We start from the raw sequence: 17,065 nt of genomic DNA on the forward strand, positions 1-17,065 counted from the left end.
GCGATTGGGATGGCCCGTTCCATGGCTCGGAACCAGGCGCTGCTATCGCGGGCAAGCCCGCCCCCACAGGGCGAGCATCAGCCCGCGCGCACCATATCAACGTGGGGAATACCTGCTTCCAGGAACTCCTCGCTGACGATCTTGAAGCCCAGTCGCTCGTAGAACGGCGTGGCGTGCACCTGGGCACTGAGCATTTGTTGCTTCAGGCCGCGCTTTTCAGCTTCGTTGATGGTTGCCTGCATCAGCGCATCACCGACTTTCAGACCGCGCCAGTCCTTGAGCACTGAAACCCGGCCGATATGGCCGTCAGGCAAGAGCCTGGCGGTACCAATCGGAAAGTCGCCTTCATAGGCCAGAAAATGCACTGCGTCGGCATCGTCTGCGTCCCACTCCAGCTCGGGCGGTACATGTTGTTCGGCAATAAACACCGCTTCACGAATGCGTCGAAGTTCGGCGTTGTCCTTTTGCCAGTTGGCGACACGTACGTGAATCTTATTCATCGGCGAACCCCAGGCTTCCTTGTTTAACCAGCTCGCAGAGCAGGTTGCGTCCGTCTTCATCGGCCAGCCATGGGCCGAGGTTGTCACTGTGCAGTGCATCGGCGGCACAGATCATTTTCAGCAGTTCGCGCAGCTTGCCCGGCAGCAGGCGGCTTTGACCGCTGGCGAACAGCAGCAGGTCTTCATCGACTTCGGACCAGGCCAGGCGGGCGCTCGGGTTGCGGATCAGGACCGCGCCCTGTTCCAGGCTGCCCAGCAGGTCTTCTTCTTCGAGCTCCGGCCCGGTAACGAGTTCCGGATAGCGCGGTTCGGTCATGAACTGGCCGAACCAGGTCAACAGCATGCGCTCATCGCTCATGTGCTCGGCCAGCAAGCCCTTCAGGCGATCCAGTGCGTCGTGCTGGATCTGGTGCGGATCGCTGACCGGCTGCGCGTCGGCATCGGTATAGCGTTCTTCGTCCGGCAGGTACTGGCTGAGGAAGTCGGTGAAGTGGGTCAGCACTTCAGCTGCGCTTGGGGCGCGGAAACCTACCGAATAGGTCAGGCAGTCATCCACGGCCACGCCGCAATGGGCCAGGCGCGGAGGCAGGTACAGCATGTCGCCCGGCTCCAGGGTCCACTCGTCGGTGGCCTGGAAATCGGCCAGGATGCGCAGGTCGGCGTGTTCCAGCAGTTTGCTTTCGGAATCGCACATCTGGCCGATCTGCCAGTGGCGCTTGCCGTGGCCTTGCAGCAAGAACACGTCGTAGTTGTCGAAATGCGGACCAACGCTGCCACCCGGGGCGGCATAGCTGATCATCACGTCGTCGATACGCCAGCTTGGCAGGAAGCGGAAGTTTTCCAGCAGTTCGCCGACTTCAGGCACGAACTGATCGACCGCCTGCACCAGCAAGGTCCACTCACGTTCTGGCAGTTTGCCGAACTCGTCCTCGGCGAACGGGCCGCGGCGCAATTCCCATGGGCGCTCGCCGTGTTCGATGACCAGGCGTGATTCGACTTCTTCTTCAAGTGCCAGGCCGGCCAGTTCGTCGGCGTCGATCGGGCTTTCGAAGTCAGGTATGGCCTGGCGGATCAGCAAGGGTTTCTTCTGCCAGTAGTCGCGCAGGAATTCCCGCGCAGTGATGCCGCCCAGAAGTTGAAGAGGAATATCAGGATTCATGTGTAACCTATTGAAAAATTGCGCTTTGTAATCGGGAATAAAAACGCCCGGCACGGCCGGGCGTTAGTAGGTCGTTGCAGCGGTCAGATGCGCTTGGCCTGTTCTATCGCGTTGCCAATGTAGTTGGCTGGCGTCAGCAGTTTCAGCTCGGCTTTGGCTGCTTGCGGCATTTCAAGGCCGTCGATGAAGGTTTGCAGTGCTTCTGGGCTGATGCCCTTGCCGCGGGTCAGCTCTTTGAGCTTCTCGTACGGGTTTTCAATGTTGTAGCGGCGCATTACGGTCTGGATCGGCTCGGCCAGGACTTCCCAGCAGGCGTCCAGGTCAGCAGCGATTTTCTGAGCGTTAAGCTCAAGCTTGCTGATGCCTTTGAGGCTGGCTTCGTACGCGATCACGCTGTGAGCAAAGCCCACGCCGAGGTTGCGCAGTACGGTGGAGTCGGTCAGGTCGCGCTGCCAGCGGGAAATTGGCAATTTGCTGGCCAGGTGCTGGAACAGCGCGTTGGCGATACCCAGGTTGCCTTCGGAGTTTTCGAAGTCGATCGGGTTGACCTTGTGCGGCATGGTCGAGGAACCGATTTCGCCGGCGATGGTGCGCTGCTTGAAGTAGCCCAGGGAGATGTAGCCCCAGATATCGCGATCGAAGTCGATCAGGATGGTGTTGAAGCGAGCGATGGCGTCGAACAGCTCGGCGATGTAGTCGTGCGGCTCGATCTGCGTGGTGTACGGGTTGAAGCCCAGGCCCAGTTCGTCTTCGATGAAGGCGCGGGCATTGGCTTCCCAGTCGATCTGCGGGTAGGCCGACAGGTGGGCGTTGTAGTTGCCCACGGCGCCGTTGATTTTGCCCAGCAGCGGGACTGCGGCCACCTGGGCGATTTGACGCTCCAGACGGTAAACCACGTTGGCCAACTCTTTGCCCAGAGTGGTCGGCGAAGCCGGTTGGCCGTGGGTGCGCGACAGCATCGGCACGTCGGCGAACTTGATTGCCAGTTCGCGGATGGCTTCTGCGGTCTGGCGCATCAGCGGCAGCATCACGTCATCACGACCTTCGCGCAGCATCAGTGCGTGGGACAGGTTGTTGATGTCCTCGCTGGTGCAGGCAAAGTGGATGAATTCACTGACGTTGGCCAGCTCTGGCAGCTTGGCAGCCTGTTCCTTGAGCAGGTACTCAATGGCTTTGACGTCGTGGTTGGTGGTGCGCTCGATCTCTTTGACGCGCTCGGCGTGTTCCAGAGAGAAGTTTTCGGCCAGTTCATTCAGAACGGCGTTGGCTTCGGCGGAGAACGCCGGGACTTCAGGGATGGCGGCGTGAGCAGCCAGGCGCTGGAGCCAGCGGACTTCAACCAGAACGCGAGCACGGATCAAGCCGTATTCGCTGAAAATTGGGCGCAGGGCCTGGGTTTTGCCGGCGTAGCGGCCGTCAACAGGGGAAACCGCAGTGAGCGAAGAAAGCTGCATGGGGTGTTCTCGGACAGTCGGGCAACGAAATGGGGCGCGTATCATACATGAAAAAAACGGCCGGTCCGTTGCCAACTGACCGGCGTCATACGCATATCGACGTTACAAAGTGTGCCTGCTGGCGTGTTTCAGTTTCCGCGCAGCATCGGGTAAAGCTCTTTGAGCAGCTTGCGACGGCTGATTACCAGCTGCCAGCGATGGCCACCCAATTGACGCCAAAGCCGCGCTGAACGGATACCGGCCAGCAGCAGGGCGCGAATTTTTGCGGCGTTGTTCGGTTGTTGCAGATTGCGCATGTCACCGTGCACCTGAATGCGCTGGCGCAGCGTGCTCAGGGTGTCCTGGTACAGCGCGCCACAGGCGGCCACCACGTTTTCGTGGGCCGGGCCGAAGTGTTCGACCTGTGACTGGATCTGCGGCAGACGTTTGCCGATCAGTTCCAGCATGTCTTCACGCTTGGCCAGTTGTCGCTCCAGGCCGAGCATCGACAGGGCATAGCGCAAGGGCTCGCGCTGCAGTGTGTTGGGGTCGCGTTCAAGGGCGCCGATCAGGGCCCGGTAGCCTTCACGCAGATTGATGTCGTCACCACCGTAGACTTCGAGCGTGTCCTTGGGGTCGCGAATCAACAGGCTGCCAAGCATGCAGCTCAAGTCAGCTTCGCTGACCTGGCCGGTTTTGGCGATTTTGTCCACCAGTACTGCAGCGAGGAACACACCGCCCAAGGCTATCAGTTGCTCCTGAGTGGGGTTCATGCGCGGCTGTCCTTGCTGGTCCAGGGTTCGGCAACTTCAATTACGCCACCGCCCAGGCACACTTCGCCGTCGTAAAACACCACGGACTGGCCGGGGGTGACGGCGCGTTGCGGATCATCGAAGGTGGCGCGATAGCCGGTAGCGGTCTTTTCCAGCGTGCAAGGCTGGTCGCTCTGGCGATAGCGGACCTTGGCGGTCAGGCGCAACGGGCTGCTCAGGTCGATCGGGTTGACCCAGTAAATTTCGGAGGCGAGCAGGGCGCGGGAAAACAGCCACGGGTGATCGTTGCCCTGGCCGACGATCAGCTCGTTATGCTCAAGGTCTTTGATCAGCACGTACCACGGCTCGTCACTGGCGTCTTTGAGGCCGCCGATGCCCAGGCCCTGGCGCTGGCCGATGGTGTGGTACATCAGGCCGTGGTGGCGGCCTATGACTTCACCTTCGGTATTTTTGATCTCGCCCGGTTGTGCCGGCAGGTATTGCTTGAGGAAGTCGCTGAAGCGGCGCTCGCCGATAAAGCAGATCCCGGTGGAGTCCTTTTTCTTCGCGGTGGCCAGATCGTGCTTTTCAGCAATCTTGCGCACCTCGGGCTTTTCCAGTTCGCCGACCGGGAACAGGGTCTTGGCGATTTGTTCGCCGCCGACGGCATGCAGGAAATAGCTCTGGTCCTTGTTCGGGTCCAGGCCCTTGAGCAGCTCGGTGCGGCCGTCAATATCGCGACGGCGCACATAGTGGCCGGTAGCGATCAGATCGGCACCCAGCATCACGGCGTAGTCGAGGAACGCCTTGAACTTGATTTCACGGTTGCACAGGATGTCCGGGTTCGGCGTGCGTCCTGCCTTGTATTCGGCCAGGAAGTGCTCGAACACGTTGTCCCAGTACTCGGCGGCAAAGTTGGCGGTGTGCAGCTTGATGCCGATTTTGTCGCACACGGCCTGGGCGTCTGCCAGGTCATCCATGGCGGTGCAGTAATCCGTTCCGTCGTCTTCCTCCCAGTTCTTCATGAACAGGCCTTCCACCTGGTAGCCCTGCTCCATGAGCAGAACGGCGGAAACGGAAGAATCGACACCGCCGGACATGCCGACGATGACGCGCTGTTTTTCGGGGGCGACTAAGGCTGGATCACGCATAAGGTTTCAATGAGTGTCTTGAAAAAGGACGCGATTCTAGCAGGCCCGAGCGCTCAAGGCTAAACCGAAGGGCGGATTAACGTCAGGTCGAACAGTTTACCGTCCAGATAATCGTCGATGCACTGCAGACTCAGCTCGCTGCGCCAGCGATGGCGTTGCTCTATCAGCTCGTCGCGGGTCATCCATAGCGGGCCGATGATGCCGGTATCCAGCTGGTAGTCGGGGTGGTGTTTAACCGCTTTGCCGGCAAAGCACACGCGCTGGTAGGTCACGCCATTGCTGGGGGCGGTGTACAAATAAATGCCGATCACGCCGGTAAGTTCGACGTCGTAGCCGGTTTCTTCGAGGGTTTCGCGGATTGCAGCGTCGATCAGGCTTTCGTTCGGATCAAGATGGCCTGCGGGTTGGTTGAGCACGGCGCGTTCGCCTTTGAGCTCTTCGACCATCAGAAAACGGCCATTGTCTTCAACGACAGTGGCGACGGTGATGTGGGGTTTCCATTCCATGTGTAGGCCCTATGGGGTGCGGGGAGGGGCAGGATATATCCTGTGGGAGCTTGCAAGCCAGCGATCAGCTGGTGCGGCAGGTCAGATGCTGTGTGGTGAGCGTCGCCGCCAAGCCAGCTGCCATGGGGTTTGTATTGGCCCAAAAACACAAACCCCGGCGTCGTGGGCCGGGGTTTGTGTTGTTGCCTGTTGCCCTTACGCGGAAGCGATGATCGCGTTCAGCGTGGCGCTAGGGCGCATTACTTTGCTCACCTTGTCGGCGTCGGCGTGGTAGTAGCCACCGATGTCGACCGGCTTGCCCTGTACGGCGTTAAGTTCGGCAACAATTTTTGCCTCGTTCTCGGCCAGGGCTTTTGCCACAGGGGCGAACTGCGCTTGCAGTTCTTTGTCTTCAGTCTGGGCGGCCAGGGCTTGAGCCCAGTACAACGCCAGGTAGAAGTGGCTACCGCGGTTGTCGATATTGCCGACTTTGCGCGATGGCGACTTGTTGTTGTCGAGGAACTGGCCGGTGGCCTGATCGAGGGTCTTGGCCAACACCAACGCTTTCGGGTTGTTGTAGGTTGTGCCCAGGTGCTCCAGGGAGGCAGCCAGTGCAAGGAACTCACCCAGCGAGTCCCAACGCAGGAAGTTTTCTTCCAGCAATTGTTGCACGTGCTTGGGAGCCGAACCGCCTGCGCCGGTTTCAAACAGACCGCCGCCATTCATCAGCGGTACGATCGAGAGCATTTTGGCGCTGGTGCCCAGTTCCATGATCGGGAACAGGTCGGTCAGGTAGTCGCGCAGTACGTTGCCGGTCACCGAAATGGTGTCCAGACCCGCACGGGTGCGTTCCAGGGTGAACTTCATGGCATCTACCGGCGCCATGATGCGAATGTCCAGGCCGCTGGTGTCGTGATCCTTCAGGTAGGTTTCAACCTTTTTGATCATTTCGGCGTCGTGGCTACGCTTTGGATCGAGCCAGAACACGGCCGGAGTGTTGCTGGCACGAGCACGGTTCACGGCCAGTTTCACCCAGTCACGGATCGGCGCGTCTTTGGCCTGGCACATGCGCCAGATATCGCCTTCTTCAACCTTTTGTTCCATCAGCACGTTGCCGTTGCTGTCGGTTACCCGAACTACACCAGGGGTCTTGATCTGGAAGGTTTTGTCGTGGGAGCCGTACTCTTCGGCTTTTTGCGCCATCAGGCCAACGTTTGGCACGCTGCCCATGGTGGTCGGATCGAAGGCGCCGTGCTTCTGGCAGTCTTCGATGGTCGCCTGGTAGATGGTGGCGTAGCAGCGATCCGGGATCACGGCTTTGGTGTCTTGCAGCTGGCCTTCGGTGTTCCACATTTTGCCGGAATCACGAATCATGGCCGGCATCGAGGCGTCAACGATGACGTCGCTCGGTACGTGCAGGTTGGTGATGCCTTTGTCGGAGTTCACCATCGCCAGCGCAGGGCGATCAGCGTACACCGCCTGGATATCAGCTTCGATTTCAGCTTGCTTCTCGGCCGGCAGGGCCTTGATGCGAGCGTACAGGTCGCCGATGCCGTTGTTCAGGTTGAAGCCGATTTCTTTCAGGGTGTCAGCGTGTTTATCCAGCGCATCTTTATAGAACTCAGCCACGATCTGACCAAACATGATCGGGTCGGAGACCTTCATCATGGTGGCTTTCAAGTGAACCGAGAACAGTACGCCTTTTTTCTTGGCATCTTCGATTTCGGCCGCGATGAACTCGCGCAATGCCTTTTTGCTCATTACGGAGCAATCGATGATCTCGCCGGCCTGAACCGCGGTTTTCTCTTTCAGGACGGTGGTGGTGCCGTCTTGAGCGATCAATTCGATTTTAACGCTGCCCGGGGCTTCGATCAGGGCAGACTTTTCGCTGCCATAGAAGTCGCCTTCGCTCATGTGAGCGACGTGGGATTTGGAGTCGGTACTCCATGCGCCCATTTTATGCGGGTGCTTGCGGGCATAGTTCTTGACCGACAGTGGTGCGCGGCGGTCGGAGTTGCCTTCGCGCAGTACCGGGTTTACGGCGCTGCCCATGACTTTGCTGTAACGCGCTTTGATTTCTTTTTCAGCGTCAGTAGTCACGGTCTCCGGGTAATCCGGAATGTCAAAGCCCTGCGCTTGCAGTTCTTTGATCGCGGCCTGCAATTGCGGGACCGAGGCGCTGATGTTAGGCAGCTTGATGATGTTGGCTTCAGGTGTAACGGCCAGGGCGCCCAGTTCGGCGAGGTGGTCTGCTACAGCCTTGGCACCCAATTGCTCGGGGAAGCTGGCAAGGATACGGCCTGCCAGAGAGATGTCGCGCGTCTCAACGGCGATATCAGCGCTAGCGGTAAAGGCTTCGATGATAGGCAGCAGTGAATAGGTGGCGAGCGCCGGAGCTTCGTCGGTGAAGGTATAGATGATCTTCGAACGGTTGGGCATTTCGGATTAACTCTCTTCTTTGCTGAGCGTGCTCAGATACTCGAGATGCGCAGGGTAGGCGCTTTCGTTCACAGTGAACAATGAGCCGAAAGTCGAGGTTCTTCGCGGTGATGTGAATGCATCAGTAGAGCGTCAAGCGGTCGAGCCGGGGTAACGACTCAGCCTTTCTAGGCCTGAAAGACTCATTCCAGTAGGTGTATCTGAGTGACTCCGTGGTCACCGGCGCAGTATACATAGGTCACTAATGTTCCTGCGAGGGCTGCGCAATATCGGAGATCATCCATTGGTCTAAGAATGGATTGTACGATGTGCCGGTAGCTGGTGCCTGGTCCTTTGTTTCCGGGCTTGTCCGGACAATGTCACGCCGAGGGTATTAATGTGGAACATCGGTTTTGCGCGCTGATTTAACCTGATTGTGCCCGGCCATAAAAAAAACCGGCCGGTTCGGGTAGGCGAACAGGCCGGTTTTTTATGTGGCAGGTTGTGTGCTGGCGGGTCAGGCCGGAAGGCTGCTGGCCTCTGGTTCGGTCACTGGCGAAAGCGCAATGGCTTTGGCGTCGGTAATCGCCACGGCATGCAGACCTTTAGGGCCTTGGGTAATTTCGAAGCTTACGGGTTGGCCGGCCTTGAGTGTCTTGTAGCCGTCCATCTGAATGGCGGAAAAGTGGGCAAAAAAGTCGATTTCGTTACCGTCGTCATCTTTGCCTTCCTTGGCCTCTGTGTTGATAAAGCCGAAGCCTTTGGCATTGTTGAACCACTTGACCTTGCCTTGCATACTCATATCCCTCTGCTGCAAACGACTCCATCACTGGAGTATCATCCAGTTCTCTCGCACATGAACCACTAAATATGGTTGACTGCGCGGACCTTTATTCCCCACTGTGGGTTGCATTGGTTGTAACACCGTTTTACCGATAGTCAAGGTCACGCGGCGGCGCTGTTGAAATTTGACACGTTTGCCTCCATCACTGTAATCGATCAACGACGAACCTTTCTTTCCATGCATGCAATCAGCCAGACTCGACTAACATTCAATCAGGATCAGCCCGATTTTGATGGCGAAGACTCCGCTGGCTTGGCTGTGCAAGAGGCTAAGCCTGCGCTCCAGGCGCCGCCGATGTACAAGGTGGTTTTGTTTAACGATGACTACACACCCATGGATTTCGTTGTAGAAATACTTGAGGTGTTCTTTAACTTGAATCGCGAATTGGCGACCAAGGTCATGCTGGCCGTCCATACAGAAGGACGGGCTGTGTGCGGCATCTATACCCGCGACATTGCCGAGACCAAGGCGGCGCAGGTAAACCAGTACGCACGCGAAAGTCAGCATCCGCTACTCTGTGAAATCGAGAAGGACGGTTAACGCCGACCACTTGGGTATGAGGTGAAGCCATGTTAAATCGCGAGCTCGAAGTCACCCTCAATCTGGCCTTCAAGGAAGCCCGCTCCAAACGTCATGAATTCATGACGGTTGAGCACCTCCTTCTTGCGCTTTTGGATAATGAGGCGGCCGCAACCGTTCTACGCGCCTGTGGCGCAAACCTCGACAAACTCAAGCATGACCTGCAAGAGTTTATTGATTCCACGACTCCCCTTATCCCTGCCCACGATGAAGATCGCGAAACCCAGCCAACCCTGGGCTTCCAGCGCGTCTTGCAGCGTGCCGTATTCCATGTACAAAGCTCTGGCAAACGTGAGGTCACGGGTGCCAATGTACTGGTTGCGATTTTTAGCGAACAAGAAAGCCAGGCAGTGTTTCTGCTCAAGCAGCAGAGCGTTGCGCGTATTGATGTGGTCAACTTCATTGCCCATGGCATTTCCAAGGTCCCGGGGCAGGGCGATCACTCCGACGGCGAAAATGACATGCAGGACGAAGAGGGTGGCGAATCGTCGTCCTCAAGCAATCCGCTGGACGCCTATGCCAGTAATTTGAATGAGCTGGCTCGCCAGGGTCGTATCGATCCTCTGGTGGGGCGCGAAATGGAAGTTGAGCGTGTCGCCCAGATCCTGGCGCGTCGTCGCAAAAACAACCCATTGCTGGTCGGTGAGGCCGGCGTGGGTAAAACCGCAATTGCCGAAGGTTTGGCCAAGCGTATCGTCGACAATCAAGTGCCGGACTTGCTGGCTAACAGCATCGTCTACTCCCTTGATCTCGGCGCCTTGCTGGCTGGTACCAAGTACCGTGGTGATTTCGAGAAGCGTTTCCAGGCGTTGCTCGGCGAACTGAAAAAGCGTCCGCATGCGATTTTGTTTATCGACGAAATCCACACCATCATTGGTGCGGGCGCGGCCTCTGGTGGCGTTATGGACGCCTCCAATCTGCTTAAGCCGCTACTGTCCTCGGGTGATATCCGCTGTATCGGTTCGACGACGTTCCAGGAGTTTCGCGGCATCTTCGAAAAAGACCGGGCACTGGCGCGGCGCTTCCAGAAAGTCGATGTGTCCGAGCCTTCGGTTGAAGACACCATCGGTATCCTGCGTGGCCTCAAGGGCCGTTTCGAGCAGCATCACGGTATCGAATACAGTGATGAGGCCTTGCGCGCGGCGGCTGAGCTGGCTTCGCGCTACATCAACGATCGGCACATGCCGGACAAGGCGATTGATGTGATCGACGAGGCAGGGGCATATCAGCGCCTGCAGCCGGTGGAGAAGCGTGTAAAGCGCATCGAAGTGGAGCAGGTCGAAGATATTGTTGCGAAAATCGCCCGTATTCCTCCTAAGCACGTATCCAGTTCAGACAAGGAACTGCTGCGTAACCTGGAGCGGGATCTGAGAATGACCGTATTCGGTCAGGAAGCCGCTATTGATTCGTTGTCGACGGCGATCAAGCTGTCCCGTGCCGGCCTCAAGTCCCCTGACAAGCCTGTCGGCTCGTTCCTGTTCGCAGGTCCGACCGGGGTTGGTAAAACCGAAGCTGCCCGCCAGCTGGCCAAGGCTTTGGGGATCGAACTGGTACGTTTCGACATGTCCGAGTATATGGAGCGTCACACCGTGTCGCGCCTGATCGGTGCGCCTCCAGGGTATGTCGGTTTCGATCAGGGCGGCTTGCTGACGGAAGCCATCACCAAGCAGCCGCATTGCGTGCTGCTGCTCGATGAGATCGAGAAGGCTCACCCTGAGGTCTTTAACCTGCTGCTGCAGGTCATGGACCACGGTACGCTGACCGATAACAACGGGCGCAAGGCCGACTTCCGCAACGTGATCGTGATCATGACCACCAATGCGGGCGCCGAGACGGCTTCGCGGGCTTCCATCGGGTTCACGATTCAGGATCATGCTTCCGATGCAATGGAAGCGATCAAGAAGAGCTTTACTCCGGAGTTCCGTAACCGTCTGGACACCATTATTCAATTTGGTCGCCTCGGTCATGAGGTTATCAAGCATGTGGTGGACAAGTTCCTCACCGAGTTGCAGGCGCAGCTGGATGACAAGCACGTGCAACTGGTGGTGTCGGACGAGGCTCGTGGCTGGTTGGCTGCAGGGGGCTACGATGCGTTGATGGGTGCGCGCCCTATGGCGCGTTTGATCCAGGACAAGATCAAGCGTCCGCTGGCTGAAGAGATTCTCTTTGGTGAACTGGCCGATCATGGCGGTGTGGTACATATCGACCTGAAAGACGGCGAGCTGACCTTTGAGTTTGAAACTGCGGTAGAAATGGCTTGATGTGACATTGCTGCAAAAAAAAAGCGCCGAAAGGCGCTTTTTTTATGGGTGGACTGTTTATGGAGGCTGCGGCGCGAGGCCAGCTCGCTCCGGCAGGGGGGGGGCAAATCGCGGACACACAAAAACGCCCGGCAGAACCGGGCGTTTTGTATTGACTTGATTAACGAGCGCGGTAAGTGATGCGCCCTTTGCTCAAGTCATAGGGCGTCAGCTCGACGCGCACTTTGTCGCCGGTAAGAATACGAATGTAGTTCTTGCGCATCTTGCCGGAAATATGCGCGGTTACGACGTGCCCATTTTCCAACTCCACACGAAACATGGTGTTGGGCAGGGTGTCGACGACAGTGCCTTCCATTTCGAAGCTGTCTTCTTTCGACATGCAGTAAAGCCCTCGGTGTCCAATGAATGGCCCGGTGCAACTGCGCCAGGCAAAAGCGGCGTGCATTGTGCCCGAAAAATGGGGTTTAAGCCAAGGGTTCAGTTAACAGTGCTCCATCGCTGATTTATCAGCAGCTCTATCGGCCGATATTCCGTCTTGTAATTCATCTTTTTGCAGTTCTTGATCCAGTACCCCAAATACAGTGCATCCAGCCCCAGGCGCCTGGCTTCGGCGATCTGCCAGAGAATCCCGTATCGCCCCAGACTGCGGCGCTCTTCGGCAGGTTCGTAGAAGGTATAGACCGCCGATAAACCGTTGGGCAGTACGTCGGTCACGGCGACCGCCAACAGGCGTCCATCAAGGCGGAATTCGTAGAATGTAGAGAACGGCAGGTCGCGTACCAAAAAAGTCGAAAACTGGTCGCGGCTCGGTGGATACATGTCGCCATCGGCATGCCGCTGCTCGATATAGCGCTGATACAGACCAAAGTTCTCTTCGCTGAAGCCGGGTTTTACCGCTTGCACCTGCAGGTCGGCATTACGCTTGAAAATACGTTTTTGCTGGCGGTTGGGCATAAAGCGCGCGACAGGAATCCGCGCCGGGGTGCACGCATCGCACTTCAGGCAATGGGGACGATAGAGGTGATCACCACTGCGCCGGAAACCCATTTCGGACAAGTCGGCATAGACCTGCACATCCATCGGCTGGCTGGGGTCGAGGAACAGCGTGGTGGCTTGTTCATCGGGCAGGTAGCTGCAAACGTGAGGTTGAGTGGCATAAAACTTCAAACGCGCCAGCTCGGTCATGATGGGCCCTCGGGAAATCTTTTGAATTAAGTGTAAGCCAGTGCGCAAAACTCGCCTATAAAACCCTGCCTGCAATAACTGCAGCCAGCGACGAGGCTACAGAGGTGTGGCCCACGCCGCGGTTGAGGGTTGGTCCAGATGCTGGCGCAGGTAGTCGGCAAACTGTTGGCGCGGGATTGAGCGTGCACCCAGGCTTTCCAGATGATTGGTCGGCATTTGGCAATCAATCAGCACGAAACCCCAGGCCTGGAGTTGCCTGACCAGTGTGGCAAAGCCGAATTTTGAAGCGTTATCGGCCCGGCTGAACATGGACTCGCCAAAAAATAGCTGGCCCATTGCCAGGCCGTACAGGCCACCGACCAGTGTGCCGTTATCCCAGACCTCCACCGAATGGGCGTGCCCGCGGGCGTGAAGTTCGGTGTAGGCGTTTTGCATGTCGTCGGTGATCCAGGTGCCATCCGCGTAGCTGCGGGGTGCGGCGCAGGCCTGGATGACACTTGCGAAGTCACGATCAAAGCTCACCTGGTAGCGTTGCTGGCGCAAGAGTTTCCCCAGGCTGCGGGATACATGCAGTTCCTCGGGGAACAGCACTGTGCGCGGATCGGGCGACCACCAGAGAATGGGCTGGCCTTCGGAAAACCACGGAAAGCAGCCATGGCGGTAGGCCTGGATCAGGCGGTCGGCTGATAGATCGCCGCCCGCGGCCAAAAGCCCGTTGGGCTCGCGCATGGCTTTGGTAAGCGGCGGGAATGTCAGGGTGTCGCGTTTTAACCAGGTCAGCATGGCAATCCGTCTTGCGGGAGAAGGGGAGGGCGGTTGCAACTCTGTCGCGCAAATGCGGTCTCAGTCGATCTGCCAGTTAAATGTAAGCTCTGTTTTGACGGTGGTATAAGTCTTTGTCACAAAAGGTAATACATGCTCAAATTGGCGCTTCTCAGCCAGTCGCGCGCCGATTTTGCCCGCGCCTTGAGGCCACGTGGCATCAGCGGCTTAAACCCGTACAATGGCCCGCCTGTTTGAGCTGATCTAGACTGCACGGATGTCACTGCAGACTACTGCGGGTAATAGTACAAGGCTGTGTACAGCGCTGGTCAGTTTCATGTCGGAACTTGTCACCTGCTCAATATGGGCAGTACTTTGCAGTCAATTTAGTCAATTAATAGTTGGGCGCGCCAAAGGCGCAGGAAAAGACCCGTTTTGAAGAAATCCACAGCAGCAGCACCCAAAGCCGTTCCTCTCTGGCGTCAGCAATTGCACTACCGGCTCAAGGAAGGTGCATTGATCGCTATTGGCGCCCTATGCCTGTTCATGATCATGGCCTTGCTGACCTACGGCAAGGACGATCCCGGCTGGAGCCATAACAGCCGCGTAGTCGATGTGCAGAACTTCGGCGGACCTGCTGGCTCCTACAGCGCTGACATCCTGTTTATGGTGCTCGGTTACTTTGCCTACATCTTTCCGTTGCTGCTGGCGATCAAGGCCTGGCAGATCTTCCGTGAGCGGCATCAGCCCTGGCAGTGGAGCGGCCTGTTGTTCTCGTGGCGCCTGGTAGGTCTGATATTTCTGGTGCTATCGGGCGCAGCCCTGGCCCATATCCACTTCCATTCGGCCGCAGGTTTGCCGGCTGGCGCGGGCGGTGCACTGGGCGAAAGCCTGGGTGATCTGGCCAAGAACGCACTGAACATCCAGGGCAGTACCTTGCTGCTGATTGCGTTGTTCCTGTTCGGGCTGACGGTGTTCACCGACCTGTCATGGTTCAAGGTCATGGACGTCACCGGTAAAATCACCCTCGATCTGTTTGAGCTGATCCAGGGCGCAGCCAATCGCTGGTGGTCGGACCGCAACGAGCGCAAACAGCTTGTTGCCCAGTTGCGTGAAGTCGACACCCGGGTCAGTGAAGTGGTCGCCCCAAGCGTGTCCGACAAGCGTGAACAGGCCAAGGCCAAGGAGCGCCTGATCGAGCGCGAACAGGCATTGACCAAGCACATGTCCGAGCGTGAAAAACACGTGCCGGCCGTCATCGCTCCGGCGCCGGCCAAAGTGCCCGAGCCGAGCAAGCGGGTCCAAAAAGAGAAGCAGGCACCGTTGTTTGTAGACAGCGCGGTTGAAGGCACCTTGCCGCCGATCTCTATTCTTGACCCGGCCGAGAAGAAACAACTCAATTACTCCCCTGAGTCCCTGGCGGCTGTAGGCCATCTGCTTGAAATCAAACTCAAGGAATTCGGGGTCGAAGTGTCGGTGGATTCGATCCACCCGGGCCCGGTGATCACCCGTTACGAAATTCAACCGGCGGCCGGGGTCAAGGTCAGCCGCATTGCCAACCTGGCCAAGGACCTGGCGCGCTCGCTGGCGGTGACCAGCGTACGGGTGGTTGAAGTCATTCCGGGCAAAACCACCGTGGGTATCGAAATCCCTAACGAAGACCGCCAGATCGTGCGGTTCTCTGAAGTGCTGTCGACCCCCGAGTTTGATGACGCCAAGTCTCCAGTCACCCTGGCGTTGGGCCACGATATTGGTGGCAAACCGGTGATTACCGACCTGGCCAAGATGCCGCACTTGCTGGTGGCCGGTACCACCGGTTCCGGTAAGTCCGTAGGCGTGAACGCCATGATTTTGTCGATTTTGTTCAAGTCGGGCCCGGAAGACGCCAAGCTGATCATGATCGACCCGAAAATGCTTGAACTGTCGATCTATGAAGGCATTCCGCATTTGCTGTGCCCTGTGGTCACGGACATGAAAGATGCGGCTAACGCCCTGCGCTGGAGCGTTGCCGAGATGGAGCGGCGCTACAAGTTGATGGCCAAGATGGGGGTGCGAAACCTCGCGGGCTTCAACCAGAAGATCAAGGATGCCGAGGCTGCCGGCGAGCCGCTGACCGATCCGCTGTACAAGCGCGAAAGCATCCATGACGAAGCGCCGCTGCTGGTCAAGTTGCCCACCATCGTGGTGGTGGTCGACGAATTTGCCGACATGATGATGATCGTCGGTAAGAAGGTCGAAGAACTGATTGCCCGTATCGCCCAGAAAGCGCGGGCTGCGGGTATTCACCTGATCCTCGCCACCCAGCGTCCGTCGGTGGATGTGATCACCGGTCTGATCAAGGCCAACATTCCGACCCGTATGGCGTTCCAGGTGTCGAGCAAGATCGACTCGCGCACCATTATCGACCAGGGTGGTGCCGAACAACTGCTGGGCCATGGCGACATGCTCTACATGCCGCCCGGCACCAGCCTGCCGATTCGTGTGCACGGCGCGTTCGTTTCGGACGAAGAAGTGCACCGTGTGGTTGAAGCCTGGAAGCTGCGTGGCAGCCCTGATTACAACGATGACATCCTGGCCGGCGTTGAAGAGCCGGGTAGCGGCTTTGATGGCGGCAGCAGTGAGGGCAGTGACGACGCTGAAACCGATGCCTTGTATGACGAGGCGGTTCAGTTTGTACTCGAAAGCCGTCGTGCCTCGATCTCTGCAGTGCAGCGCAAGCTGAAAATTGGATATAACCGGGCCGCTCGCATGATCGAGTCCATGGAAATGGCCGGGGTTGTCACGTCAATGAATACCAATGGCTCGCGTGAAGTGCTGGCGCCGGCCCCAATGCGCGACTGATTTGCCTGCGGGCATTCGCGAGCAGCGTTCAACTAATCAATGAGGATTTCCATGCGTTTTGTCAGCATGCTTTTGCTGCCGGTATTGGCCTTTACTGCATTTTCGGCCAGTGCTGCCCAGCCTGATGTTCAGAGTTTGACCAACCTTCTGGAAAAGTCGAAAACCCTGACCGCCCGTTTTTCGCAGATGACCCTCGATGGCAGCGGCACGCAGTTGCAGGAGACCGCAGGTGAAATGGCGCTGCAACGCCCGGGCCTGTTCTACTGGCATACCGATGCGCCTCAAGAACAGACCATGATTTCCGATGGTCAGAAAGTGACCCTGTGGGACCCGGACCTGGAGCAGGTGACGATCAAGAAGCTTGATCAGCGTCTGACCCAGACCCCGGCCTTGCTGCTCTCGGGCGATGTGTCGAAAATCAGCGAAAGCTTTGATATTTCCTCCAGGCAAGCCGGAGAAGTCATCGACTTCGTGCTCAAGCCGAAGACCAAAGACACGTTGTTCGACTCGCTGAGCCTGTCCTTCCGCAAGGGCGTGATCAACAACATGCGCCTGGTCGACAGCGTGGGTCAGCGTACCGACATCCTGTTCAACGGTGTCAAGGCCAACGAACCGATCCCGGCCTCCAAATTCAAGTTCGATATCCCGAAAGGGGCTGATGTCATCCAGGAGTAATCCCGGACCAAGAGGTTTCA

At 57.7% G+C, this 17,065-nt stretch carries 15 protein-coding genes; 4 read left to right on the forward strand and 11 right to left on the reverse strand.

All coding sequences use genetic code 11. The features are described from left to right. Positions 1-77: 77 nt before the first annotated feature. The 8 genes from EQV90_RS09500 to EQV90_RS09535 form a co-directional block, all read right to left on the reverse strand. Positions 78-500 (reverse strand): GNAT family N-acetyltransferase, encoded by a 423-nt coding sequence (locus EQV90_RS09500; protein ID WP_003447004.1) that lies wholly within the window; start codon positions 498-500, stop codon positions 78-80. Next, a complete protein-coding gene (locus tag EQV90_RS09505) occupies positions 493-1,659 on the reverse strand; it encodes a cupin domain-containing protein (RefSeq protein ID WP_003447014.1) in 1,167 nt (388 codons plus the stop codon). Before EQV90_RS09505 ends, EQV90_RS09500 begins: the two co-directional genes overlap by 8 nt. A gap of 83 nt (positions 1,660-1,742) precedes the next feature. Beyond that, a complete protein-coding gene (gene purB, locus EQV90_RS09510; RefSeq protein WP_003447016.1) occupies positions 1,743-3,113 on the reverse strand; it encodes an adenylosuccinate lyase in 1,371 nt (456 codons plus the stop codon). A gap of 128 nt (positions 3,114-3,241) precedes the next feature. Then, positions 3,242-3,865, reverse strand: a complete 624-nt coding sequence (gene hflD, locus EQV90_RS09515; RefSeq protein WP_003447017.1) for a high frequency lysogenization protein HflD — start codon at positions 3,863-3,865, stop codon at positions 3,242-3,244. Next, positions 3,862-4,995: a tRNA 2-thiouridine(34) synthase MnmA gene (gene mnmA, locus EQV90_RS09520; protein WP_003447019.1), complete on the reverse strand. Its 1,134-nt coding sequence runs from the start codon at positions 4,993-4,995 to the stop codon at positions 3,862-3,864. Before mnmA ends, hflD begins: the two co-directional genes overlap by 4 nt. A gap of 59 nt (positions 4,996-5,054) precedes the next feature. Next, the gene (locus EQV90_RS09525) at positions 5,055-5,501 is read right to left on the reverse strand and encodes an NUDIX hydrolase (protein ID WP_003447021.1); all 447 of its coding nucleotides are present in this window, start codon (positions 5,499-5,501) and stop codon (positions 5,055-5,057) included. Between the two features lie 195 nt (positions 5,502-5,696). Continuing rightward, a complete protein-coding gene (locus EQV90_RS09530; protein WP_003447023.1) occupies positions 5,697-7,919 on the reverse strand; it encodes an NADP-dependent isocitrate dehydrogenase in 2,223 nt (740 codons plus the stop codon). A 496-nt stretch (positions 7,920-8,415) separates the two neighbouring features. Then, a complete protein-coding gene (locus EQV90_RS09535) occupies positions 8,416-8,694 on the reverse strand; it encodes a cold shock domain-containing protein (protein ID WP_003447025.1) in 279 nt (92 codons plus the stop codon). 225 nt (positions 8,695-8,919) lie between these two features. Between EQV90_RS09535 and clpS the strand changes: the two genes are divergently transcribed. Together clpS and clpA are read left to right on the forward strand one after the other, a co-directional pair. Then, positions 8,920-9,282, forward strand: a complete 363-nt coding sequence (clpS, locus tag EQV90_RS09540) for an ATP-dependent Clp protease adapter ClpS (protein WP_003447027.1) — start codon at positions 8,920-8,922, stop codon at positions 9,280-9,282. 29 nt (positions 9,283-9,311) lie between these two features. Continuing rightward, complete coding sequence (clpA, locus tag EQV90_RS09545) at positions 9,312-11,582, forward strand: ATP-dependent Clp protease ATP-binding subunit ClpA (RefSeq protein ID WP_240878028.1); 2,271 nt, start codon at positions 9,312-9,314, stop codon at positions 11,580-11,582. Between the two features lie 160 nt (positions 11,583-11,742). Here the strand turns inward: clpA and infA are convergent, their stop codons facing one another. The 3 genes from infA to aat form a co-directional block, all read right to left on the reverse strand. Continuing rightward, a complete protein-coding gene (gene infA / locus EQV90_RS09550) occupies positions 11,743-11,961 on the reverse strand; it encodes a translation initiation factor IF-1 (protein ID WP_002553999.1) in 219 nt (72 codons plus the stop codon). A 98-nt stretch (positions 11,962-12,059) separates the two neighbouring features. Beyond that, positions 12,060-12,767: an arginyltransferase gene (locus EQV90_RS09555; RefSeq protein ID WP_003447032.1), complete on the reverse strand. Its 708-nt coding sequence runs from the start codon at positions 12,765-12,767 to the stop codon at positions 12,060-12,062. Positions 12,768-12,863: 96 nt separating this feature from the next. After that, on the reverse strand, positions 12,864-13,550 hold the full coding sequence (gene aat / locus EQV90_RS09560) for a leucyl/phenylalanyl-tRNA--protein transferase (protein ID WP_003447034.1): 687 nt from the start codon (positions 13,548-13,550) through the stop codon (positions 12,864-12,866). Positions 13,551-13,922: 372 nt separating this feature from the next. Here aat and EQV90_RS09565 point away from each other — a divergent pair, with 372 nt between their 5' ends. Then, entirely contained in the window at positions 13,923-16,370 is a 2,448-nt protein-coding gene (locus tag EQV90_RS09565) for a DNA translocase FtsK (RefSeq protein WP_177412945.1), read from the forward strand. 51 nt (positions 16,371-16,421) lie between these two features. Beyond that, on the forward strand, positions 16,422-17,045 hold the full coding sequence (gene lolA, locus EQV90_RS09570; RefSeq protein WP_003447038.1) for an outer membrane lipoprotein chaperone LolA: 624 nt from the start codon (positions 16,422-16,424) through the stop codon (positions 17,043-17,045). Positions 17,046-17,065 lie beyond the last annotated feature (20 nt).

The sequence above is a fragment of the Pseudomonas sp. TMW22089 genome (genome assembly GCF_022496645.1).
In the GTDB taxonomy this organism is placed as follows: domain Bacteria; phylum Pseudomonadota; class Gammaproteobacteria; order Pseudomonadales; family Pseudomonadaceae; genus Aquipseudomonas; species Aquipseudomonas paraversuta.

Coding starts and splice junctions, on each gene's coding strand:
- EQV90_RS09500 (WP_003447004.1), bottom strand. CDS start 500: ATGAATAAGATTCACGTACGTGTCGCCAACTGGCAAAAGGACAACGCC.
- EQV90_RS09505 (WP_003447014.1), bottom strand. CDS start 1,659: ATGAATCCTGATATTCCTCTTCAACTTCTGGGCGGCATCACTGCGCGG.
- purB (WP_003447016.1), bottom strand. CDS start 3,113: ATGCAGCTTTCTTCGCTCACTGCGGTTTCCCCTGTTGACGGCCGCTAC.
- hflD (WP_003447017.1), bottom strand. CDS start 3,865: ATGAACCCCACTCAGGAGCAACTGATAGCCTTGGGCGGTGTGTTCCTC.
- mnmA (WP_003447019.1), bottom strand. CDS start 4,995: ATGCGTGATCCAGCCTTAGTCGCCCCCGAAAAACAGCGCGTCATCGTC.
- EQV90_RS09525 (WP_003447021.1), bottom strand. CDS start 5,501: ATGGAATGGAAACCCCACATCACCGTCGCCACTGTCGTTGAAGACAAT.
- EQV90_RS09530 (WP_003447023.1), bottom strand. CDS start 7,919: ATGCCCAACCGTTCGAAGATCATCTATACCTTCACCGACGAAGCTCCG.
- EQV90_RS09535 (WP_003447025.1), bottom strand. CDS start 8,694: ATGCAAGGCAAGGTCAAGTGGTTCAACAATGCCAAAGGCTTCGGCTTT.
- clpS (WP_003447027.1), top strand. CDS start 8,920: ATGCATGCAATCAGCCAGACTCGACTAACATTCAATCAGGATCAGCCC.
- clpA (WP_240878028.1), top strand. CDS start 9,312: ATGTTAAATCGCGAGCTCGAAGTCACCCTCAATCTGGCCTTCAAGGAA.
- infA (WP_002553999.1), bottom strand. CDS start 11,961: ATGTCGAAAGAAGACAGCTTCGAAATGGAAGGCACTGTCGTCGACACC.
- EQV90_RS09555 (WP_003447032.1), bottom strand. CDS start 12,767: ATGACCGAGCTGGCGCGTTTGAAGTTTTATGCCACTCAACCTCACGTT.
- aat (WP_003447034.1), bottom strand. CDS start 13,550: ATGCTGACCTGGTTAAAACGCGACACCCTGACATTCCCGCCGCTTACC.
- lolA (WP_003447038.1), top strand. CDS start 16,422: ATGCGTTTTGTCAGCATGCTTTTGCTGCCGGTATTGGCCTTTACTGCA.